Origin of the sequence: Pseudomonas sp. NPDC087690 (genome assembly GCF_044743175.1) — a bacterium.
Lineage (GTDB): Bacteria > Pseudomonadota > Gammaproteobacteria > Pseudomonadales > Pseudomonadaceae > Aquipseudomonas.
The window spans coordinates 1904-23738 of record NZ_JBIUVX010000038.1 but is presented as its reverse complement, the minus strand read 5'-3'; the positions used below and the strand labels follow the sequence as shown (position 1 = coordinate 23738).

General features: G+C 55.7%; 21 protein-coding genes and 1 pseudogene. 13 read left to right on the top strand and 9 right to left on the bottom strand.

Annotated elements, in window-relative coordinates; all coding sequences use genetic code 11:
• Window positions 1-68: 68 nt before the first annotated feature.
• From mtnC to aroC, 5 genes are all read right to left on the bottom strand, one after another.
• Window positions 69-752 (bottom strand): acireductone synthase, encoded by a 684-nt coding sequence (mtnC, locus tag ACIPIZ_RS24390; RefSeq protein ID WP_236430130.1) that lies wholly within the window; start codon window positions 750-752, stop codon window positions 69-71.
• Window positions 753-756: 4 nt separating this feature from the next.
• Window positions 757-1302, bottom strand: coding sequence for an acireductone dioxygenase (locus ACIPIZ_RS24385; protein WP_102901171.1), 546 nt, complete (start codon window positions 1300-1302; stop codon window positions 757-759).
• 94 nt (window positions 1303-1396) lie between these two features.
• Window positions 1397-2023, bottom strand: coding sequence for a methylthioribulose 1-phosphate dehydratase (locus ACIPIZ_RS24380; protein ID WP_034151739.1), 627 nt, complete (start codon window positions 2021-2023; stop codon window positions 1397-1399).
• A complete protein-coding gene (locus ACIPIZ_RS24375; RefSeq protein ID WP_401167911.1) occupies window positions 2020-3165 on the bottom strand; it encodes an MFS transporter in 1146 nt (381 codons plus the stop codon). Before ACIPIZ_RS24375 ends, ACIPIZ_RS24380 begins: the two co-directional genes overlap by 4 nt.
• Window positions 3166-3196: 31 nt before the next feature.
• Window positions 3197-4288, bottom strand: a complete 1092-nt coding sequence (gene aroC / locus ACIPIZ_RS24370) for a chorismate synthase (protein WP_008080929.1) — start codon at window positions 4286-4288, stop codon at window positions 3197-3199.
• Window positions 4289-4418: 130 nt separating this feature from the next.
• Between aroC and ACIPIZ_RS24365 the strand changes: the two genes are divergently transcribed.
• Window positions 4419-5369, top strand: a complete 951-nt coding sequence (locus ACIPIZ_RS24365; RefSeq protein WP_105709338.1) for an alpha/beta hydrolase — start codon at window positions 4419-4421, stop codon at window positions 5367-5369.
• A 102-nt stretch (window positions 5370-5471) separates the two neighbouring features.
• Window positions 5472-6263, top strand: coding sequence for a hypothetical protein (locus ACIPIZ_RS24360; protein ID WP_105709322.1), 792 nt, complete (start codon window positions 5472-5474; stop codon window positions 6261-6263).
• A gap of 120 nt (window positions 6264-6383) precedes the next feature.
• Here ACIPIZ_RS24360 and prmB read toward each other — a convergent pair whose 3' ends face one another.
• Window positions 6384-7292, bottom strand: coding sequence for a 50S ribosomal protein L3 N(5)-glutamine methyltransferase (gene prmB / locus ACIPIZ_RS24355; protein WP_064391203.1), 909 nt, complete (start codon window positions 7290-7292; stop codon window positions 6384-6386).
• A 238-nt stretch (window positions 7293-7530) separates the two neighbouring features.
• On the opposite strand from prmB, the gene ACIPIZ_RS24350 reads away from it, so the two are divergent.
• The 3 genes from ACIPIZ_RS24350 to ACIPIZ_RS24340 all read left to right on the top strand — a co-directional run bounded on the left by ACIPIZ_RS24350 (window position 7531) and on the right by ACIPIZ_RS24340 (window position 9204).
• Window positions 7531-8121 (top strand): cysteine hydrolase family protein, encoded by a 591-nt coding sequence (locus ACIPIZ_RS24350; protein WP_007914026.1) that lies wholly within the window; start codon window positions 7531-7533, stop codon window positions 8119-8121.
• Window positions 8122-8251: 130 nt separating this feature from the next.
• Complete coding sequence (locus ACIPIZ_RS24345; protein ID WP_007914024.1) at window positions 8252-8572, top strand: hypothetical protein; 321 nt, start codon at window positions 8252-8254, stop codon at window positions 8570-8572.
• Between the two features lie 74 nt (window positions 8573-8646).
• Window positions 8647-9204, top strand: a complete 558-nt coding sequence (locus tag ACIPIZ_RS24340; RefSeq protein ID WP_064391202.1) for a Smr/MutS family protein — start codon at window positions 8647-8649, stop codon at window positions 9202-9204.
• A 143-nt stretch (window positions 9205-9347) separates the two neighbouring features.
• On the opposite strand, the gene ACIPIZ_RS24335 is transcribed toward ACIPIZ_RS24340, so the two are convergent.
• Window positions 9348-11393 carry an acyltransferase family protein gene (locus ACIPIZ_RS24335; RefSeq protein WP_401167908.1) on the bottom strand — a complete coding sequence of 682 codons (2046 nt, stop codon included), beginning with the start codon at window positions 11391-11393 and terminating at the stop codon, window positions 9348-9350.
• A gap of 660 nt (window positions 11394-12053) precedes the next feature.
• Between ACIPIZ_RS24335 and ACIPIZ_RS24330 the strand changes: the two genes are divergently transcribed.
• The 3 genes from ACIPIZ_RS24330 (at window position 12054) to ACIPIZ_RS24320 (ending at window position 15418) form a co-directional block, all read left to right on the top strand.
• Window positions 12054-13508, top strand: a complete 1455-nt coding sequence (locus ACIPIZ_RS24330) for a hypothetical protein (RefSeq protein WP_401167907.1) — start codon at window positions 12054-12056, stop codon at window positions 13506-13508.
• Window positions 13509-14397: 889 nt separating this feature from the next.
• Window positions 14398-14943 carry a GTP cyclohydrolase I FolE gene (gene folE, locus ACIPIZ_RS24325; RefSeq protein ID WP_010456659.1) on the top strand — a complete coding sequence of 182 codons (546 nt, stop codon included), beginning with the start codon at window positions 14398-14400 and terminating at the stop codon, window positions 14941-14943.
• Between the two features lie 103 nt (window positions 14944-15046).
• Window positions 15047-15418: a glutaredoxin family protein gene (locus ACIPIZ_RS24320; protein ID WP_401167905.1), complete on the top strand. Its 372-nt coding sequence runs from the start codon at window positions 15047-15049 to the stop codon at window positions 15416-15418.
• Between the two features lie 159 nt (window positions 15419-15577).
• Here ACIPIZ_RS24320 and ACIPIZ_RS24315 read toward each other — a convergent pair whose 3' ends face one another.
• On the bottom strand, window positions 15578-16744 hold the full coding sequence (locus tag ACIPIZ_RS24315; protein ID WP_122662528.1) for a PLP-dependent aminotransferase family protein: 1167 nt from the start codon (window positions 16742-16744) through the stop codon (window positions 15578-15580).
• Between the two features lie 82 nt (window positions 16745-16826).
• Between ACIPIZ_RS24315 and ACIPIZ_RS24310 the strand changes: the two genes are divergently transcribed.
• The 3 genes from ACIPIZ_RS24310 to ACIPIZ_RS24300 all read left to right on the top strand — a co-directional run bounded on the left by ACIPIZ_RS24310 (window position 16827) and on the right by ACIPIZ_RS24300 (window position 19629).
• A complete protein-coding gene (locus tag ACIPIZ_RS24310) occupies window positions 16827-17273 on the top strand; it encodes a MarR family winged helix-turn-helix transcriptional regulator (RefSeq protein ID WP_401167901.1) in 447 nt (148 codons plus the stop codon).
• Between the two features lie 291 nt (window positions 17274-17564).
• Window positions 17565-18914 (top strand): NCS2 family permease, encoded by a 1350-nt coding sequence (locus ACIPIZ_RS24305; RefSeq protein ID WP_064391199.1) that lies wholly within the window; start codon window positions 17565-17567, stop codon window positions 18912-18914.
• 88 nt (window positions 18915-19002) lie between these two features.
• Window positions 19003-19629, top strand: coding sequence for a LysE family translocator (locus tag ACIPIZ_RS24300; RefSeq protein ID WP_064391198.1), 627 nt, complete (start codon window positions 19003-19005; stop codon window positions 19627-19629).
• Window positions 19630-19812: 183 nt separating this feature from the next.
• Here ACIPIZ_RS24300 and uraH read toward each other — a convergent pair whose 3' ends face one another.
• A complete protein-coding gene (uraH, locus tag ACIPIZ_RS24295) occupies window positions 19813-20166 on the bottom strand; it encodes a hydroxyisourate hydrolase (protein ID WP_008080901.1) in 354 nt (117 codons plus the stop codon).
• Between the two features lie 421 nt (window positions 20167-20587).
• Here uraH and puuE point away from each other — a divergent pair, with 421 nt between their 5' ends.
• Together puuE and uraD are read left to right on the top strand one after the other, a co-directional pair.
• The gene (puuE, locus tag ACIPIZ_RS24290) at window positions 20588-21514 is read left to right on the top strand and encodes an allantoinase PuuE (RefSeq protein WP_064391196.1); all 927 of its coding nucleotides are present in this window, start codon (window positions 20588-20590) and stop codon (window positions 21512-21514) included.
• Window positions 21511-21835 (top strand): annotated as a pseudogene (gene uraD, locus ACIPIZ_RS24285) (2-oxo-4-hydroxy-4-carboxy-5-ureidoimidazoline decarboxylase); the annotation flags it as partial. The gene puuE and the pseudogene uraD, both read left to right, overlap by 4 nt.

Genomic DNA, 21835 nt, shown 5'->3' with positions numbered 1-21835 from the left:
GATCTTGTTTTTGAAGATCAGGATCAAAAGATCGCAGCGTTCCGCAGCTCCTACCGGGATTGTGTGGGTTAGAAGGCTTCGGGTTCTATGCCGGTGAAGGTGTCGACGGTGATGTGGCTGCCCAGTTCGCCGCCTTCACGGGCGAGGCCGCAGGTTTGCAGGCCGGCTGCTTGCGCGGCGTCGAGTTCTTCGACGATATCCGAGAGGAACAGGATTTCTTCGGGTTCGACGCCAATGGCTTTCTGGATATTGGTGTACGACTGCGCCTCACGCTTGGGCCCCGACGTGGTGTCGAAGTAACCGTTGAACAGCGGCGTCAGATCCCCCGCCTCGGAGCAGCCGAAAATCAGCTTCTGCGCCTGAATAGATCCCGACGAATACACAAACAATTGATAACCGGCAGCATGCCAGCGTCGCAGCGCTTCCACGGCATCCGGGTAAACATGCCCTTTCAACTGCCCGGCGTGATAACCCTGGGCCCAGACCATGCCTTGCAAGGCCTTGAGCGGCGTGGCTTTGCGATCTTCCTCGATCCAGCTCAAGAGAATCTCGACGACCCGCTCAACATCGGCCTGCGGCGCATTGCTGTCACGGCGTACGGCGTCGAGTTGCTCGGCAACATCGGTGCGTTCGGCGTTCTGCCGAACGAAATCCGGCAAATGTTTGGCCGCGTACGGAAACAGCACGTCGAAGACGAAGCTCACCGCGCTGGTGGTGCCTTCGATGTCAGTGACAATGGCTTTGATCGACATCGAATCAGTCCTCCAGACGCGGGAAACGACCGGCGATGTCTTCGCCGGTGAAATTGGCAACCCAGCCTTCAGGGTTGTTGAACAGGCGGATCGCAACGAAGTGCGGATGCTCGCCCATGTCGAACCAGTGTTTGGTGCCGGCCGGTACCGAGATCAAATCGTTCTTCTCGCACAGTACGGCGTAGACGTAATCGTCGATGTGCAGGGTAAACAAGCCACGGCCGGCGACGAAAAAGCGTACCTCGTCTTCGCCATGCCGATGTTCTTCGAGGAACTTGGCGCGCAGTTCGGCTTTTTGCGGGTGGTCGCTGTTCAGGCTGATGACGTCGACGGTGATGTAACCGCGTTCGGTCATCAGTTGGTCGATCTGTTCTTTATAAGCGCTGATCACTTCTTCCTGGGTAGCACCGGGCTGGATCTTTGCGGCGGCTTGCCAGCGGTCGAAGCGCACGCCCTGCTCGGCCAGGGTCGAGGCGATGTCTTCAAAGTGGGTCAGCACCTTGTTGGGAATATCGGGGCTGGAAACGTGATAGACGGACAGGCTGCTCATTGGGGCAATTCCTCGGTATCGGCCTTGCCGTCCGGTTCTTGCAGACCGGTCGGGCACAGCATTTCATCAGGCAAATGGGCTACTTCTGGTGAAGTCAGCCTTGGCGGTTCATGACGCTGCGGGTTTTCAACTCGCATTCAAACAGAAATTCAAAGGCCTCGATCTGCCGCAGCGCGTCATTCATCTGCGCGCCCCAGGTGTAGAGGCCGTGGCCGCGAATCAGATAACCGACGCAATCGGGGTGGGCGTCGAGCCAAGGCTGCACCTTGGCGGCGAGGCGTGCAATGTCCTGATCGTTGTCGAAAATCGGCACGCGCACTCGCGATTCGTGGGTGGAGATGCCGCTGAAGGCTTTCTGCAGTTCGTAATCTTCGAACTCGATAAAGTCTTCCGGGGTCAGGCGCGACAGCACCGTGGCGTTGACCGAATGGGTGTGCAGCACCGCGCCGATCTCCGGCCGCCAGCTATACAGCTGAGTGTGCAGCAGGGTTTCGGCGGACGGTTTTTTGCCCGGTTCCAGGCTGTTGCCCGACAGATCGGTGGCGAGCACATCGTCCAGGCCCAATTGGCCCTTGTGCTTGCCCGATACGGTCAGCAGCGCTTCGCTCGGCGACAGGCGTGTCGAGTAATTGCTGCTGGTGGCCGGCGACCAGCCGCGACCATAAAGAAAGCGCCCGGCATCGACGATTTGCTGGGCGAGTTGTTCACGCGTAAGGCTCATGGCCTGTCCTCTTGCATACGTGTGGCAATGATAACGGCAGCAGCGAGCGCCGCGAGACTGGCAATACTAAAGGTCAATGTCGCGCCGAGGGCATTCCAGCTGTAACCGGAATACAACGCGCCGAGCGCACCGCCGGTGCCTGCCAACGCCGCGTACAGCGCCTGGCCCTGCCCTTGCTGGCGCGCGCCGAAGCTACGTTGCACGAAGGCGATGGCAGCGGCATGAAAACTGCCGAAGGTCGCCGCATGCAGAATCTGCGCGAACAGCAACACCCAAAGAAACTCGGCGAACGAACCTAGCAGCAACCAGCGCAGCGCCGCCAGCAGAAAACTCGCCATCAACACCCGGCGCAGGGAAAACCGCGCAAGAATCCGGCTCATCGCCATGAACATCAGCACTTCGGCGACGACACCCACGGCCCAGAGCATGCCGATGGTGCCGCGTGTGTAGCCAAGTCGTTCCAGGTGCAAGGTCAGAAAGGTGTAATACGGGCCGTGGCTCATTTGCATCAGCGCGACGCAGCCGTAAAACGCCAGCACCCCGGGATTGCGCAGTTGCTTGAGAAAGCCATCGCCGCTCGGTCGATTGCCTTGCGGCGGTTGCGCGTTCGGCACCCACAGACTGCTGAGAACGATGCCGGCCATGATCAACACCAGCGCCGCCGGGTAGATGTCGAGGCTGAGCCATTCGAACAGACGACCGAGCGCGACCACGGTGATGATGAAACCGATCGAGCCCCACAAACGAATCTGGCTGTAACGCGAGGTCTGCCCTTGCAAATGCGCCAGCGTAATCACTTCAAATTGCGGCAATACCGCGTGCCAGAAAAACGCGTGCAGCGCCATGACCATCGCCAGCCAGGCATAGGTCTTGCTGACGAAAATCAACGAGAAGGTCAGCAGCGTGCACACCGCGCCGAAGCGCACGATGGCCAGGCGTTTGCCGGTGTAATCACCGAGCCAGCCCCAGATGTTCGGCGCCACGCAGCGCATCAGCATCGGGATCGCGACCAGTTCACCGATCCGCGCCGGAGTGAAGCCGAGATGATCGAAGTACAGCGCCAGAAACGGCGCTGTCGAACCGAGCAAGGCGAAATAGAACAGATAGAAACTGGACAGCCGCCAGTAAGGGAGCGCCGCCACGGTTATGCCGCGACGGCTTCAGGGCCCGCCATCAAAGCTGACCCAGCACCGGGGTGCTCACGCGCACATCGGCGTTCTGGCCACGGTGACGCAGCAGGTGATCCATCAACACGATGGCCATCATCGCTTCGGCAATCGGCGTGGCGCGGATGCCGACGCACGGGTCGTGACGGCCCTTGGTGATGACGTCCACAGGGTTGCCGTGGATGTCGATCGAACGGCCCGGCGTGGTGATGCTCGACGTTGGCTTCAGGGCCAGATGGGCAACGATTGGCTGACCGGACGAGATGCCGCCGAGGATGCCGCCGGCGTTATTGCTGAGGAAACCTTGCGGGGTCATTTCATCGCGGTGTTCGGTGCCGCGCTGGGCAACCGAGGCGAATCCGGCACCGATTTCCACGCCTTTGACCGCGTTGATGCTCATCAGCGCATGGGCCAGTTCGGCGTCGAGGCGGTCAAAAATCGGCTCGCCGAGACCTGGCATCACGCCTTCGGCAACCACGGTGATTTTTGCGCCGACCGAATCTTGGTCGCGACGCAATTGGTCCATGTAGGCTTCCAGCTCAGGGACTTTGTCCGGATCCGGGCTGAAGAAAGCGTTCTCTTCCACCGAGTCCCAGGTCTTGAACGGAATTTCGATCGGGCCGAGCTGGCTCATGTAGCCACGAATGACGATGCCTTGGCTGGCCAGGTATTTCTTGGCGATTGCACCGGCGGCCACGCGCATCGCAGTTTCGCGCGCCGAGCTGCGGCCACCACCACGGTAGTCGCGCTCACCGTATTTGTGGTGGTAGGTGTAGTCGGCGTGGGCCGGGCGGAACAGATCCTTGATCGCCGAGTAGTCCTTGGACTTCTGGTCGGTGTTGCGGATCAGCAGGCCGATCGAGCAACCGGTGGTGCGCCCTTCGAACACGCCGGAGAGGATTTCGACTTCGTCGGCTTCCTGACGCTGGGTGGTGTGGCGGCTGGTGCCGGGCTTGCGGCGATCGAGGTCGCGCTGCAGGTCTTCGAGGGAAATCTCCAGGCCCGGCGGGCAGCCGTCGACAATGGCGACCAACGCCGGACCATGGCTTTCGCCCGCGGTGGTGACAGTGAACAACTTGCCGTAGGTATTGCCGGACATGCAGGACGCTCCGTGAAATCAAACCCAAATTCGTGATGCGCGCCAGTATACGCAGGCTAACCGAGTAGTTCATCCTCGAACCTTAGCGGTGTTGGCGAGTCCAACCGGCACCTTGACCAATGATGGCGTGATGATGCTGCGAGTTTTGCTCTTGAGTCTTACCCTCTTTACGGGCTTTGCCCAAGCGACGGTCCTACAACGCCCGGTAACTTTGGATACCGGCACCGGCGAGCTTTTCGGCTCGCTGTTGCTGCCAAAGTCCGACAACCCGGTGCCGGTTGTCCTGATCATTTCTGGCTCGGGTCCTACGGATCGTGACGGAAACAACCCCGACGGTGGGCGCAACGACAGCCTCAAGCGCCTGGCGTGGGTCTTGGCCAAACACAATATCGCCAGCGTGCGCTACGACAAGCGCGGCGTGGCCGCGAGCCTGGCGGCGACGCCGGATGAGCGCAATTTGTCGGTCGAAGCCTATGTCGCCGATGCGCAGGCCTGGGCGCGCAAGCTCAAGGCTGATCCGCGTTTCGGCAAGTTGATTCTGCTGGGCCACAGCGAAGGCGCGATGATTGCCACGCTGGCGGCACCGACGGCAGATGCGGCAGCAGTGATTTCCCTCTCTGGCAGCGCCCGTCCCGTCGATCAGGTGATCCGCGAACAACTGGCCCGCAGCCTGCCGCCACCCTTGATGCTGCGCAGCAACGAACTGCTCGACAGCCTCAAGGCCGGCCACACCGATGACAATGTGCCGCAACCATTGCAGGTGATTTTCCGCCCGAGTGTGCAGCCGTATCTGATTTCGCTGTTCCGTCAGGATCCGGCCAAGGCTTTCGCGCAACTGAAGATGCCAGCGCTGATTGTTCAAGGCAGTAACGACATTCAGGTCGGCGTGGATGACGCGAAGCTGCTCAAGGCTGCCAAACCGGACGCCGAACTGGTGGTGATCGAAGGCATGAACCATGTCATGCGCATTGTGCACAACGACATGAAGCGGCAACTGGCCTCCTACAAGGATCCGAATTTGCCACTGGCTGCAGAGCTCGGCGCGAAGATCATCGAGTTTATTGACGGACTTCGCACCTGATAAGCGCCGTTTACCCTCTAGTCCTGAAAGAAACGGCCGATAAGCCTTTGTCGCCAGCGCAATGGCTAGCGACAAGCAGGGCTTGGACAGGATCTCGCCGTTATGACTGATACCCAGACTTCACCCGACACCACCGCGGAAAAAGACGCACCGCCAGCGGTCGAGCTGCCGTGGGCGGATGTCCACGTCGAGCACCACAAGATGCTCCGCCTGGCCCCGCTGCAGACCGATCGCAACACGGGCGGGAGGCCGTTGCGCTTCGTCGAATTCGGTTACGCCGAGCGCAACAGCAAAGAAAAAAGCCTGATGCGCATGGCGATCAAACTGCCGGGCCAGCGCGTACGCAAAGAGCAGAATCAATTGGACGTGTGGGTGGATCACACAACCAAGCGTGTTCACTTCGGCCCCGACAGCGGCTTGCAGATCGAACCGATGAACCGTGGCATCGGCCGCTACATGGCCGCCCAAGGCGTCAATTGGGTGAAAAAGCGTTGGCCGACCTACACCGTCGACGGCATGGACCTGAACAACAAGGACGCGCTGAACGAAGACACCCGTCTGCGTCGCGATCATTTCCTGCGTGTGCATGGTTTTGATGTGGTCTATGCCGATGCCCAGCATTTGAAGGGCAGCGTCAAGGAAGTGCAGGTTGGCGATTTGCTCGGCGACTGGAACAGCGAAAAGCTGCAGATCGTCGAGATTCTTGAAGCGGCGCAAATGCTTCAACAGGCCGAGCAGAATCTGGCCGAGCAGGAAGTGAAGCTGAAGAAGCAGGAAGACAAGGTCAGCAAGTTCAAGCGTGAAGACGCTGGCTTGCGTTTCACCATTACCTGTCTGGTGGCGTTTGCGGTGTTTCAGGCGGGGTTGTTGATCTGGATTGCCACGCACCGCTGATGGCTGATCGTTCCCACGCTCCGCGTGGGAATGCAGCCCCGGACGCTCCGCGTCCCAACAGCGGACGCAGAGCGTCCATTGAGGCATTCCCACGCAGAGCGTGGGAATGATCAGTCTTGATTAGACGCGGGAAGCGAACAAGGCCTGATGATCGCGGCACTGCTCCGCTGTCAACATGAACACACCATGCCCGCCGCGCTCGAAGTCGAGCCAGGCAAAATCGACTTCCGGGTACAGCGCTTCAACGTGCACCTGGCTGTTGCCCACCTCAACGATCAACAACCCCTTCTCGGTCAAGTGATCCGCCGCTTCGGCAAGCATGCGTCGAACCAGATTCAAACCATCATCGCCACACGCCAGGCCCAGCTCGGGCTCGTGCTGATATTCGTCGGGCATGTCGGCGAAATCTTCCGCATCCACATAAGGCGGGTTCGACACGATCAAATCGAAACGCTGACCCGGCAAGCCATCGAAACCATCGCCCTGCACGGTGTACACGCGCTCATCGACGCCATGACGCTCGATGTTCTGGTTGGCCACTTCCAGCGCCTCGAACGACAGATCCGCCAGCACCACTTCGGCGTTCTGGAACTCGTAGGCGCAGGCGATGCCGATGCAACCGGAACCGGTGCACAGGTCGAGAATCCGCGCCGGTTCGGTGCCGATCCACGGCGCAAAATGGTTTTCGATCAGTTCGCCGATAGGTGAACGCGGAATCAACACGCGCTCATCGACGATGAACGACATGCCGCAGAACCACGCCTCGCCCAACAGGTAAGCGGTCGGAATGCGTTCCTCGATACGACGCTTGAGCAGGCGTTGCAGATTGACCAACTCATCGTCTTCCAGCGCGCAGTCGAGGTAGCTGTCGGCGATTTCCCATGGCAGGTGCAACGCTCCCAGCACGAGCTGCCGGGCTTCGTCCCAGGCGTTGTCGGTGCCATGGCCGAAAAACAGATCCTCCCCATGGAAGCGGCTGACGGCCCAACGGATGTGGTCGCGCAGGGTACGAAGTCGGGAAGTGATCACGGGCAAAACTCCTGAAAAAACGACTGGCGATTCTACCAGCCAAAACGCATGACGACGACGCAGGAAAATCATCCGGGCGACGGTAGGAGTTTTCTGTTTTTTGCACCAGCCGTTGAACAGAACGTGTAACTTGACAACGCTGCAGGCCAATAACGACGGCGCCTACGATGGTAGCGATTCACAGAACCGCTCAGCCAGAGGACAATGTCGCAAAAGCCCCACCCCAAGGAGCCCCAGAATGTCCGTTCCAAAAACGATGTTTCAACTCAGCGGTCGCGGTTACGCAGCGGCCACACTGAGCCATGCCACCGTGGTCATCATCGATGCCCAGAAAGAATATCTCAGTGGCCCGCTGGCACTGAGCGGCATGGACGCGGCCGTCGCGAACATCAAACAAGTGGTTGCCGCAGCCCGTGCAGCCGGTCGGCCGATCGTGCACGTGCGTCATCTCGGCACCGTCGGTGGCCTGTTCGACCCGCAGGGCGAACGCGGCGAATTCATCCCGGGCCTGGAGCCACAAGGTGATGAAACCATTATCGGCAAACTGCTGCCGAGCGCCTTCCATGGCACCGAATTGCTCGATCGTCTGCAAAACCTTGGCTCGCTGGACCTGATCGTCTGCGGTTTCATGAGCCATTCCAGCGTCAGCACCACCGTGCGTGCGGCGAAGAACCTGGGTTTCCGCTGCACCCTGGTGGAAGACGCCTGCGCCACCCGTGATCTGCCATTCAAGGGCCGCGTGCTCAGCGCCGCCGTGGTGCAGGAAGCCGAAATGGCGATCATGGCGGACAACTTCGCCACCCTCGCGCTGACTCAAGACCTGATCTGATCTGCTTTGATGAGCGGCTCACGGCGCCGCTCATCCGCAAAACCCTCTCATTTGCCGCAAATGCCATAGCCTCAGGAACAACCCGGTCAACTCCCGGTCGAAGGGCCGATACCCATTGAGGAAGGTCGGAATGAAGTTATCCGATGGATTTGACGCACGCCGCTTGCGGCCCAAAGGCCAAAGCAACTGGCGTTTTCGATTCGGCGCAGCGATCGCCGCCATTCTGGCGACGTTCGGTGTGCTGCTGGCGATGGCCGGGGCGGCCAGCCTGCTCGGGCGCCCACCGGCACTCGGTGACTTGAACGCCACGCCGATGGGCTCGGCGATCATTCTGGCGGTCGGTTTGCTGTTTCTGTATTTCGGTGTTGCCCTGTGGCGCCGCTGCCGCCGTCGCGCACGGCAATCGCGGGAACTGAACATGTCCCCGCACCTGATGAAAAAACACGACTGACTCACCGGCCTGGCTTTTTGCCGGGCCGTTTTGTTTCGACTTGGGTAAACTGGCCGCCCTTCGCGGAGGCTGACATGCAAGACGACGATTTTTCCCTGTTCAAAAACGAGTTGCGCGGCGTCAAGCCGATCAAACACGACCGCGCCGACACCGGCAAACCCAAGGCTGACCGCGCGCAGATCGCCAAGCTGCGCCAGTCCGCCACCGTGCGCACTGACACCGCTACCGTTGATGGTCTGTCCGATCAGTTCGTGATCGACGTCGGCCCGGAAGACGAGTTGATGTGGGCGCGTGACGGCGTGCAGGAAAGTCAGATGCGCAAGCTCAAGGTCGGCCAGATCCCGTTCGAAGGCAGCCTCGACCTGCATGGCATGAGCGTCGAGAAAGCCCGCGAAACCCTCTGGGCCTTTCTCGCTGAAGCGACCCGATTCGAAATCCGCTGCGTGCGCGTCACCCACGGCAAGGCTGTGCGCCTGGACGGCAAGCGGCCGATGATCAAAAGCCACGTCAACACCTGGCTGCGTCAACATGCGCAGGTACTCGGGTTCTGCTCGTGCCAGGCCAAACACGGCGGGGCCGGTGCGGTTTACGTGATGCTTAAACGCACCATGATGGAAGGTCGCGACGAATAATCCCGTTTCACCGAACTCGGGAGTTGCGAAAAACTTTCACAGATAGTTCGATAAATCTGGAAAATAATCATACCCCGGCTCTAGAAGCGAAGGCAAATAGTAAAAAGCCCGCATATCTGCGGGCCCGGCTAAAAAAGCACTAACTATTTATTTTCTGCAATATCTTTCATTATCAACGGAACCAACGTCGTCTGCGCAGTATAAATAGAGGCGACTGGGGATAGATGGCTATTATCAAACGTAGTCATTCCAGTTTTTCGATCAGAACCTAGATAAGTTCTGCATCCTTTATCAGTACACAGCAGGTCAATCATCGAAACATACTGAAATCCGCCCTGCCCATCGCCATACTTGCTTTTGAGCAAAGCTTCGGAATCAAGAACATGCTGGACGACACCATCTTTTAAGTAGGTCGGCATGGACTCCCAATGTCTCTGTAATAGAATCTGATTAAGCCTCCCGTCCCACAGCGGAACTGGGCCCATAACAATTACATGTTTGACGCCATAGGAGGTCAATGCATTCGCGAGTTGAGGGAGACTGGCGGAGACATCGTGCCACAGTACCTGACCTATAATTACCACATCAGGCCTTTGATCCTTTATCGTCTGAATTGCAAATTTATTGGATTTTTTGCAATATTCAGTAGTTGAAGCATCGACTTCCGGAAGATTAGGCAAACAACCGGAAGTCGCCACACTGAGAATTCCGATATCTTTAGGCAACTCATGCGTCACGCCGTAAATATATTGTTGCGCGTGTGAATCCCCCCAAAAAACAACCTTCTTGGACTTGTTTGACTTGAAACATTTCTCCGCAATATTGGAAACTGGAACGTTTGTGGCTGAACCTTTGAGAAAAGCATCCATATTGTACCAGTCACAATCGTACCTGAACTTACCAGGAATGTCCTCCTTCATAAAATATTGCCAATCAGGTTTTACATTAGCAAAGTACTCTGCAAATTCCTCTCTTTCGTCTTGACGAGATGGAAACCCATTCTTAAAGATGGTCGCCGCGCTAATGCTTATAAACACCAGAGCCACGCAGATCAAAAATCTGAACGCTGTGCGACCGGATACTTTTTGGCGCATAGGTATTTCGATAAACCTATAGGTCAACCATGCGAGAACTACAGATAAAACTACCATAGCACTGCGCAATGAGACGTCGGGTGTGCCTGAGAAAAAAATGTAAGTAAAAGAGAATATCGGCCAATGCCACAAGTAGAGCGGATAGCTGATCAAGCCAATAAAGACCAACAAACGTGACGACAATACTTTTTTATTAATCCAAGCGTCAGGCCCTGAAAACACTAACAGTGTTGAGCCTATGACGGGAAGCAGTGCCCAACCCCCAGGGAATTGTTTATTTTTATCAATAATAGATACTGCTGTAACGAGTAAGGCTATACCCACAAATGAGGCCGCATTACGAAGAGCCGGAGATCGATTTTTACACAAATGGGGCGATCCGAATACCGCAACGTAAGCTAACAAACTACCAAACAGTAACTCCCAAACCCGGTATTGAGGTAGAAAAAACACGCCTGCTGGTGTGTCGGAGATATAAAGCAAGCCGAATCCAAATGAACAGAGGCCAACGAATGTTATTGCTATTGCATAAGCCAACCTAGATCCGACTTTTGAAAGAACGATTATAGAGATTGGGAAAAACAGATAGAATTGCTCTTCGACGCCCAATGACCACAAATGCATGAGAGGTTTAGTTTCAACGGTTGCGTCAAAATAACCCGACTCGGAATACATCATGAAATTCTGAACAAAACTTAAACCAGCGATCATATGCTTGGAGAGGATTTTAAACTCCACCCCCATCATGATCAACCAGCCTGCGATAAACGACGAAAGCAGCACTATCAGGAGCGCTGGGAATATACGCCTCACACGCCGCACATAGAAATCATAGACACTGAAGCTATTTGTCGATACACCCTTGAATATAATATTGGATATCAGATACCCTGAAATCACAAAAAATATATCGACACCTACAAACCCACCCGTGATCACGGTAGGGAACGCGTGATATATAACTACAGCAAGAATTGCGAGCGCTCGTAGTCCATCGATATCGGGACGATAACTTAAAGATCGAACATGAAACTCATTCTCCCTCTCCGACAAAGCCTCCTCTGAAATCAAATTTTGCGCAGCACTGGAACCCATTAAATTATTTCCTTGTCAAATAATTTGCAGCACATCGCGCTGCAAAACGAAGGCTAAAAAATTCGCGCATTGTACTTTCCGCACAAAATAAATTCCAATAAAATTCAAGATAAACCCATTCCGAACGTCGTCCAATCGCCCTGCACATGATTGCACATGCTGAAGGACTAACTTCCAACAACCGTGTGAGCTTCACTTTGCATTTGATAGTTGGCCGATTATCAGATACCTATCCATCGATCACCTCGCATCTGCGGCGAAATATGATCGCAGGAGCGGCTTTGCACGAGCAAAATTCATAGCGCTGTTCCTTTACCTACTGAACGCGCTCGGTTTCGGGCACAGACCTGCGGACATTTCAGGTCCCCGACCTTGCCTTCTTTGGATGCGCTGATCTATTTTGACAAGATTGAGGACAGACCACCAACTCTACTCGCAGCCAGTTTTTGGCCACCTGCATCGGGCCTAGCGTACGGAGAGAAACATTTCATGCATTGCTAAGCGACGATTCGTCCTCCCTCAGAAAGAAAAGTTTCAGGCAAAACTTATGGCAGGTCGATAAATCCGAAATTTATGCTGTAGAATTTACCAGCACTTGCCCAACACCTAAAGGCTCGAGCACGTTACAGAGTTTAAAATTAAAACATCCGGAAATTAAGAATGGACACTGACAAATACAAGACACCACATACTTCAAAAATAAAAAGCATGCTTCAAGCCTTCAAAAACCATGAAAAGCTTTCTGCATTCTTTTTGACTTTGCTTATTATTTTCATCACCCAATTCGGCATAGGCGCTATTAAATTCGTTGGCGATGCTAACGCCTACTGGCATTACAGCTCTTTCATTCTAGACTTGGATTTTCCAAAAACTATGCGAGGATACTTTTATCCTCTAGTGCTCGCCCTTCCAAGATTTATAGCAAATTTGTGGCCCTCGTCTGGCTACACTGGATTTTACATCGTACAAGCGGTACTATTCTCCTACACTCTTTCCATCTTGTTACCCTATGTGTTCACAGGACTTATCGGAGGAAAGATCTCGATCTCCCGCCGAATAATTCCACCACTTCTCATTGCGATATTTTTTCCGGGCCTAATGGCATATCCATTAAGTGATCTCCCGGCACTATGCATGATCGTGGCAAGCCTTTACTTAGCCTTAAAAGCGTCCAAGCAGAACAGCCTTGCCTCATCATTCCTATTCTTGTTTTTAGCAGGCATCACCGCTTATGGCGCTTACAACACTAGAACTATATACTTTTTCACATTAGTAATTTTAATTCCGATCATCCCGATTTTATTACTCCAGAAAAACAGCCATATTGAAAAACTTCTGCTAACAGCTGCTTTTATTGCAGGAGCTACTTTTGCTTCGTTGCCACAGATAATGATCAACATTAAACACCTGAACTCACCATCACCATTTGTCATAACGGACCACAAAAACACTTCACTGTACGCCAATCAGTTAAAGTGGGGAGTTACCATACAAAGGTATGAGACTGGATACAACTCAGAAACCGGGGGTATATATCCGATTTATTACATAGATCCTTTGGGCGAGCGTTTATTTGAAGACGCCAATCTTGGCGAAGGCGTTATTACTGTCCCAAAAATCCTTACTGCCATTATCAATCACCCGCTTTCGTTTTTGCGAATTTACACTAAGCATTTCATTAATGGTATGGATGTTAGAGATCCGGATCCGTACACATCAACATCATCCAAGGATAGAAATTTCCGTTCTTTTACGAGTTTGTCAGTGTGTGTACTAGGTGCATTTTTCTTAGCACTCTTGGCTGCCAGATCTGAAACGGGCCGAAATCATTGGCCTCAAATACTTTTTAAAGTTACTTGGCTAGCTTTATTGATACTGCCTGTTTTGGCTATCACCCCAGGTGCGATAGAAACCAGATTTTTCCTACCACTGCACTTGATAGGCTATTGCGCCATTTCTTACGGCTTCTCAAAAAATTTGAAGAATGAATTTAGCGCTAAGAAAGCATTGCTCACTGTAGTAATATATCTGACATTAATCTTGTCTTTTTATAACAGCGCTAGAGAGTCAGTGCAACATCCGTCTTCAGCTATCAAAAAGGAATATTTTGAATAACGTATTTCTTTAGCTTCCATATTCAATTGAAGCGCCGGTCACGTTAGTTGGCTGATTACGTTAAAGGAAAGCAGGGGGAACTGAACATCGAGCCGGGCTCACGCTCGCGAACCCGGTACTTTTACCGAGAGCGGCAATCCCGTCATAAGATTTGACTCTCAAGAGGGCTGCCTCAATGATTGTCAGCGGAACGCGGCACGGTACTAGACAAGGCCAACCTTTATTCAGGGGCTTAGCTTCGTCAAAATTCATCAATAGTATCGCTTCGAATACTTAAAGGTGACACTCACGAATCGGCTAAAGCTCCGCAGGGTTTGCAGTTTCGACCAAGGGCGCAACGCAATGCGCCCTTGGCAGACCTGGTGCCCCCCCCTATGTGCAACAGCCACCTTTTCCACGAGGAGTCGCGGGAACCTCACACGGATGTGCGGCCTTGGCATCTTGCGGATTGCGCTGTTCCAGTCAGGTGCATGACGACACGCTTCTCTGACAAGCCGATTGTGGTCATTGAGGCGCAAATCTCCAATGACCTCGCCCTTAAGCGCTGAGTGATTACCGTGTTTGGGCTGCCAATCAAGATTTTTAAGTTTGTCTAGCACGCAAGAATGACTGGCAACAGAGGCCAAGCGGTCCTTGCTGCACTCAATATCAGCGCCAGCCGGCAATACAACTACGTGCATACTTACGCTACCATAAGCCCCATGACATGCATGAACCTCGATTTTATCCCGAATCAGTTTGGCCGTAGCGTGCAAATGCCGCTTTCGACTTATGCCCGTTGGATCAATCACATTCATGACTGAAGCGAAGCCGGGACGCTTGACCAAATCCTGATTGGTACTGACAGGAACCGTCCCCCCCCTCTAGAACCCATACGGAATAAAGCTCTGTGACACTGGAACAGAATTACACCGCGATTCTCGGCCAATTGGGCGAGGACGTGTCCCGCGAGGGCCTGCTCGACACGCCAAAGCGTGCCGCCAAAGCCATGCAGTACCTCTGCCGCGGTTATGAACAGACGCTCGAAGAGGTCACCAACGGTGCCCTGTTCAGCTCCGACAACAGCGAAATGGTGCTGGTCAAGGACATCGAGTTGTACTCGTTGTGCGAACACCACCTGCTGCCGTTTATCGGCAAGGCGCACGTTGCTTACATCCCGAGCGGCAAAGTGCTGGGCCTGTCCAAGGTCGCGCGGATCGTCGACATGTACGCCCGTCGCCTGCAGATTCAGGAAAACCTCAGCCGTCAGATCGCCGACGCTGTGCAACAAGTTACCGGCGCGCTGGGCGTGGCGGTGGTGATCGAGGCCAAGCACATGTGCATGATGATGCGCGGTGTCGAGAAACAGAATTCGTCGATGATCACTTCGGTGATGCTCGGTGAGTTCCGCGAAAATGCCGCGACTCGCAGCGAGTTTCTCAGCCTGATCAAGTAATTTGCTGTACGAAGAAAACCGGCATTCATCGCCGGTTTTTTTCGTCCGTGAAAAATCGGGTAAGCTGCGCGCCTTTCTTTATTTGCACCGTGAGGCTTTCAACGTGTTCGTCAAAGCGCTTCGTGTCGGCCTCGGCCAACTGGTTATCTTCATCGACTTCATCACCCGTCCGGGCAAGAAAAAACGCTCCGCCGCTGCTCAGGCTCAGGTGGATGCCGCTGCAAAAGACCTGACCTTGTATCAGTTCCACGCCTGCCCGTTCTGCGTGAAAACCCGCCGTACCTTGCGTCGCTTGAGTGTGCCGGTGGCGCTGAAGGATGCGAAGAATAACGAGCAGGATCGTCAGGCCCTGCTGGAACAGGGTGGTCGAATCAAGGTGCCTTGCTTGCGCATTGACGAGAATGGCCAGACCACCTGGATGTATGAGTCCAAGGTGATTATTGATTATCTGGATAAGCGCTTCGCGGCGGTCTGATGATTCTGTATTGGGGCTGATGGCCCCTTCGCGAGCAGGCTTACTCCTACAGGGGAACGCATTCCAATTGTAGGAGTGAGCCTGCTCGCGATGAGGCCATTCCAGGCACCAAAAATCCCAGACAAAAATAAACCGGCCCATGAGCCGGTTTATTTGTTTTCAGGCCGCTTTATCGATCTGCGCCTGGCGCACCACCGCCGCCAATCGCTTGAGCCCTTCATCCAGCCGCGCCGGATCGATATGGCTGAAATTCAAGCGCAAATGCCCATGATGATTATCCGGCTCGGGAAAAAACGGCTCCCCCGGCATAAACGCCACATCATTGGCCAACGCTCCATTGAGTAATGTCCGCGTATCCAGCGGTTGCTTCAACGTCAGCCAGAAAAACAGCCCACCCTGTGGCATGTTCCAGTCGGCCAGATCAGCAAAATGCGTTTCCAGCGCCGCTTGAAACGCATCGCGCCGCTGCCGATAGAAGCCACGCAATTCGCTCAAGTGCTGCTGATATTTCTCAGTGCCGATCCACTGCAACGCCTGCCACTGACCGATGCGGTTGGTGTGCAGATCCGCTGATTGCTTGAGTTTGAGCAAATGCGGAAACAGGTCCGGGCTGGCGATAAGGTAGCCGACGCGCAAACCCGGCAGCAAGGTTTTCGACACCGTGCCGGTGTAGATCCAGCTGGATTTCTGCAGGCGTCCGGCAATCGGTTTGGCGCTGCCGCCATCGAAAGTCAGTTCGCGGTAAGGCTCGTCTTCGATCAGGGTGACGCCGAATTCATCGAGCAATGCCGCAACGGCGGCGCGCTTGGCTTCGCTGTAGCGCACGGCTGACGGGTTCTGGAACGTCGGGATCAGATAGATAAACGCCGGACGATGCTGCTCCAGACGACTGCGCAACTGTACCAGGTTCGGACCATCGGACTCTTGCGGAACGGTCAGGCAATCGGCGCCGAACAATTGGAAAATTTGCAGGGCGGCGAGATAGGTCGGCGCTTCGAGCAGGATTTCCGTGCCCTTGTCGATGTACAGCTTGGCCGCCAGATCGAGGGTTTGCTGGGAGCCGCTGACCACCAGCACCTGACTCGCCTGACATTCCAGCCCCAGTGCCCTCGCCTCCGCCGCCAGAGCCTCGCGCAATGCCGGCTCGCCTTCGCTCATGCCGTATTGACCGAGCGACAGCGGCATGTCGGCCCACTCAACCTTGGGCAACATGGCTTCAGCAGGCAAGCCGCCAGCGAACGACATCACCTCCGGGCGCTGGGCGGCGGCAAGGATTTCACGGATCAAAGAACTTTTAAGGCGCGAGACACGTTCGGAAAAAGCCATGGGGGTCACCGGTAGCGAGGCGGACGAAAAATGAGTCAAACTAGTTGACTGAAATTACGACAGCTTGAGCGAGTACGTCAACATGCTTGACCTTAAAAACCCTGCAAGCCAACAACAGGCGATGGAAGCGTTTTTCTTTGGCTATCAGGCGTTCACCGCCAAGGCTGACGAAATGCTCGAACGCCGCGGCCTCTCGCGGGTGCATCAGCGCATTGTGTTTTTCATCGCGCGGTATCCGAATTTGAGTGTGAAGGAATTGCTCGGCTTGCTCGGTGTGAGCAAGCAGGCGCTGAACATGCCATTGCGGCAGTTGCAGGAAATGCACCTGGTCGACAGCGTCGCGTCTGAAACGGACAAGCGAAAGCGGCTGCTGGCGTTGACGGCCGAAGGCGCGAAGTTCGAGCAGGCGTTGCGGCGTGAGCAGGTGAAGTTGCTGGAGCGGGTGTTTGCCGAGGCTGGGGAGGCGGCGGTGAATGGCTGGTTGGCGGTGAATCTGGCGTTGGGGAAAAGTCAGACGGCACTCGATTGAATGGGACTGCCTCTTCGCGAGCAAGCTCACTCCCACTGGGGATCGCATTTCAAATGTGGGAGCGAGCCTGCTCGCGAAGGGGCCAGTGCAGGCGATATATCGCTATCGACGGAACTTTCGTAAACAAAACCAAAAACAATATTTGCTTTATTTGTACACAAAAGCATAATCCACAGCGTGCGAGTTCCTGACCGCATGGTCAACAAATTCGCAAGTGCCTCAAAGGGCCGCTGCCACCCCTCATGGGTCCGGCCCTGGAAATAACAATAAAACTCTTGAGGAGTACTCGCTGTGGAAAGCCGCAAATCCGAAGCATCGCCGCTGGATCTCTCGCCACCGTTACGCAGTGGCTTGCTGGAACGTCTGTTCAAACTCAGCTTGCATGGCACCACGGTGAAGACCGAGCTGATTGCCGGTCTGACAACCTTCATCACCATGGCTTACATCATCTTCGTCAACCCGAACATCATGGCCGATGCCGGGATCGATCACGGTGCAGCCTTCGTCGCCACCTGTATCGCCGCTGCGCTGGGCTGCCTGTTGATGGGTCTGTACGCCAACTGGCCGGTGGGTCTGGCGCCGGGCATGGGCCTCAATGCGTTCTTCACCTACACCGTGGTCGGCACCATGGGCTACAACTGGGAAACCGCGCTCGGTGCGGTGTTTGTGTCCGGTGTGTTGTTCATGATCCTGACCTTCTCGCGGATTCGCGAGTGGCTGCTCAACAGTATTCCCGTCAGCCTGCGTTTTGCGATGGGTGCCGGTGTCGGCCTGTTCCTTGGTCTGATCGGTCTGAAAACTGCGGGCATCGTCGTCGATAGCCCGGCAACCCTGATCAAACTCGGCTCTCTGCGAGAACCCGGCCCGCTGCTCGCCGCCATCTGCTTCCTGATGATTGCGATCCTCAGCTACCACCGCGTGTTCGGCGCGATCCTGATCAGCATCATCACCGTGACGCTGGCGGGTTGGGGCCTCGGCCTCGTTCACTACGAAGGCATCATGTCCGCGCCGCCAAGCCTGGCACCGACCTGGATGGCGATGAACGTGGCCGGCGTATTCAACGTCAGCATGATCAGCGTGGTCCTGGCGTTCCTCTTTGTGCACATGTTCGACACCGCCGGCACCCTGATGGGCGTTGCCCAGCGCGCCAATCTGGTCAACGCTGACGGTCGTATCGAAAACCTTTCCCGCGCGATGAAAGCCGACAGTGCGTCCAGCGTTTTCGGTGCTGTGGTCGGTGTTCCACCTGTCACCAGCTATGTAGAAAGTGCCGCCGGTGTGGCCGCTGGTGGTCGGACTGGTCTTACCGCAGTGACCGTAGGTGTGCTATTTATAGCGGCAATGTTTTTCGCACCGCTGGCCGGCATGATTCCGGCTTACGCCACCGCCGGTGCACTGATCTACGTAGCGATGCTGATGATGGGCGGCATGGCCCACATCGAGTGGGACGAAGCCACTGATGCCATCCCGGCAATCGTCACCGCCATCATGATGCCGCTGACCTTCTCGGTCGCCGACGGTATCGCACTGGGCTTCATCACCTACGTGGCGCTGAAGGCCGGTACGGGCAAGTACAAGGAAATCTCCGTGAGCCTGTGGGTGCTCTGCGCGATCTTCATCGCCAAGTTCATCTTCCTGTAAGCGCTACGCGGTTCAGGCTTCAAAACGGCCTCACCCTCACGGGTGGGGCTTTTGTGCATTTTTCAGTACAACAAAAAGGAGGAAAATGATGAGTCTGGAAACCTGGTTGCTGTTCAGCGGCGCTGCATTGGTGGTGATCCTCATTCCGGGGCCACTGTCGTTGCTGATGATCAGCAACAGTCTGAACTTCGGTCTGCGCCGGTCGTACCCGGCGTTTCTCGGTGGCGTGATTGCGTCGATCTGTTTGCTCAGTGCGTCGGCATTGGGGCTTGGCGCCCTGCTACTGGCATCTGAGCAGCTGTTCAGCGCGCTGAAAATCGTTGGTGCGCTGTATCTGTTCTATCTCGCCTGGCAGAGCTGGCAGCAATCGCGTCAGCCGTCGGTGGGCGCAGAAGTGCCTCAGGCTGCACCGACACCGCGCTTTCGTACGCTGTTCGGGCGCGCGTTTGTGTTGGGCGCGAGCAATCCGAAAGACATCCTCTTCTTTGCTGCGTTTCTGCCGCAGTTTCTCAGCGCGCAGCAGCCGTTCCTGCCGCAGTTGTTGATCATGATTGCGACGTGGGTGGTGCTCGATCTGTGCTGCAAACTGGCTTACGGGCTGGGTGCGCATGGCGCGGCGCGGTATTTGCGCAGTGGTAAAGGTCAGAGTTGGTTCAACCGGGTAAGTGCCGGATTGTTCAGTGGCGCGGGCGCCGCGTCCCTGTTGAGCCGTTAAGAGCAAAAGATCGCAGCCTGCGGCAAGCTCCTACATGGGATTGCACGTCAATCTGTAGGAGCTGCCGCAGGCTGCGATCTTTTGACTTTAAGACAGGCAAAAAAAAGCCCGCAGTGTGAGCGGGCGAAAGACCAAAGAAGCTATATGCGCAGTCGCTTCCCGGTGGGGGCAGCTGCTTGGGGGTCAACTGCCCCGGTACGTGGAGTAGCTGTAAGGCGAAATCAGCAAAGGCACGTGGTAGTGATCCTGTTCGGCAGAGATGCCGAAACGCAGCACAACCACGTCCAGAAATGCCGGTTCCGGCAACTGCACGCCACGGGCGCGGTAGTAATCGCCCGCGTGGAACTGAACCTGATAAACGCCGGTTCGATAGTCATCGCCTTGCAGCAGCGGTGCATCGACCCGGCCATCGCTGTTGGTGACGGCACTGGCGACCAATTCCAGTTGCGAACCTTCAACGCGGTACAGCTCGACCTTGATCGAACTGCCCGGGCAACCGTGTGCAGCGTCCAAAACGTGTGTTGTCAAACGTCCCATTGATTCTGCGCGCCTGCCTGCGTGGAAGCAGTCAGACCTCGCGCCTCCCGAAGTCAGTTGAAAAGGAGACCGCACCGATTCGGAACACGAAAAGCTGCGGCGAGCGATTGATTAAGACACTTTTCAAAAAAATTGTACACAATAAAAACGACATTTTTTCCTGTACCCCCGCTACCCGGGCCTTTACCCCCGATCTGCCAGCACAGTGCCTGAACATTGAACTTTCAATCCATTAGCTGACTGATCAGGCAGGTTTCTTGCAGGCTCACGCCATTAACAGCAAAAGATGACAGTCGGTGAAAAATGCGAAAATTCAGGCTTACAAATTGCGATTAAAGTTGTATACAATCAGCCCATCGCTGTGACGCAAGCCTGCCAGGCCGCCACACCCATCTGTCAACGAACAAGAAGGAAGACTGCAGTGAGCGCTGACTACCCACGCGACCTGATCGGTTACGGCAGTAACCCTCCTCACCCACACTGGCCGGGCAATGCCCGCATCGCGCTGTCCTTCGTGCTCAATTACGAAGAAGGCGGCGAGCGCAACATTCTGCACGGCGACAAAGAATCCGAAGCGTTCCTGTCTGAAATGGTTGCTGCTCAGCCGCTGCAAGGCGCGCGCAACATGAGCATGGAATCGCTTTACGAGTATGGCAGCCGTGCCGGCGTCTGGCGGATCCTGAAACTGTTCAAGGAATTCGACATCCCGTTGACCATCTTCGCCGTCGCCATGGCCGCTCAGCGCCACCCGGATGTGATCCGTGCGATGGTCGATGCCGGCCACGAGATCTGCAGCCACGGTTACCGTTGGATCGACTACCAGTACATGGACGAAGCGCAGGAACGCGAGCACATGCTCGAAGCGATCCGCATCCTCACCGAAATCACCGGCGAGCGCCCACTGGGCTGGTATACCGGCCGCACCGGGCCGAACACCCGTCGCCTGGTCATGGAAGAAGGTGGTTTCCTCTACGACTGCGACACCTACGACGACGACCTGCCCTACTGGGAACCGAACAACCCGACCGGCAAGCCGCATCTGGTGATCCCGTACACCCTCGACACCAACGACATGCGCTTCACCCAAGTGCAAGGTTTCAACAAGGGTGACGACTTCTTCGAATACCTCAAAGACGCGTTCGACGTGCTCTACGCCGAAGGCGCTGACGCACCGAAAATGCTCTCGATCGGTCTGCACTGCCGCCTGATCGGCCGTCCGGGTCGCATCGCCTCGCTCAAACGCTTTATCGAATACGCCAAAAGTCATGAACAGGTGTGGTTCAGCCGTCGCGTCGACATCGCGCGTCACTGGCACGAAACCCAGCCGTACCAAGGGGCCGCCCAATGAGCCGCTTTCAAACCCTGCAACCGTCGACCCTGAGCCGCGACGCTTTCGTCAACGCTTTCGCCGACATCTACGAACATTCGCCATGGGTAGCCGAGAAGGCCTACGACCTGGGCGCGGACGCTTCGATCGACGAGATCGAAACCCTGCACCAGCGCATGAGCGACATCCTGTTGAGCGCCGATCACGCCAGTCAACTGGCACTGATCAACGCTCACCCGGACCTGGCCGGCAAAGCTGCCGTCCAGGGCCAACTGACCGAAGCCAGCACCAATGAACAAGCTGGCGCCGGTATTCACCACTGCACGGCCGAAGAGTTCCAGC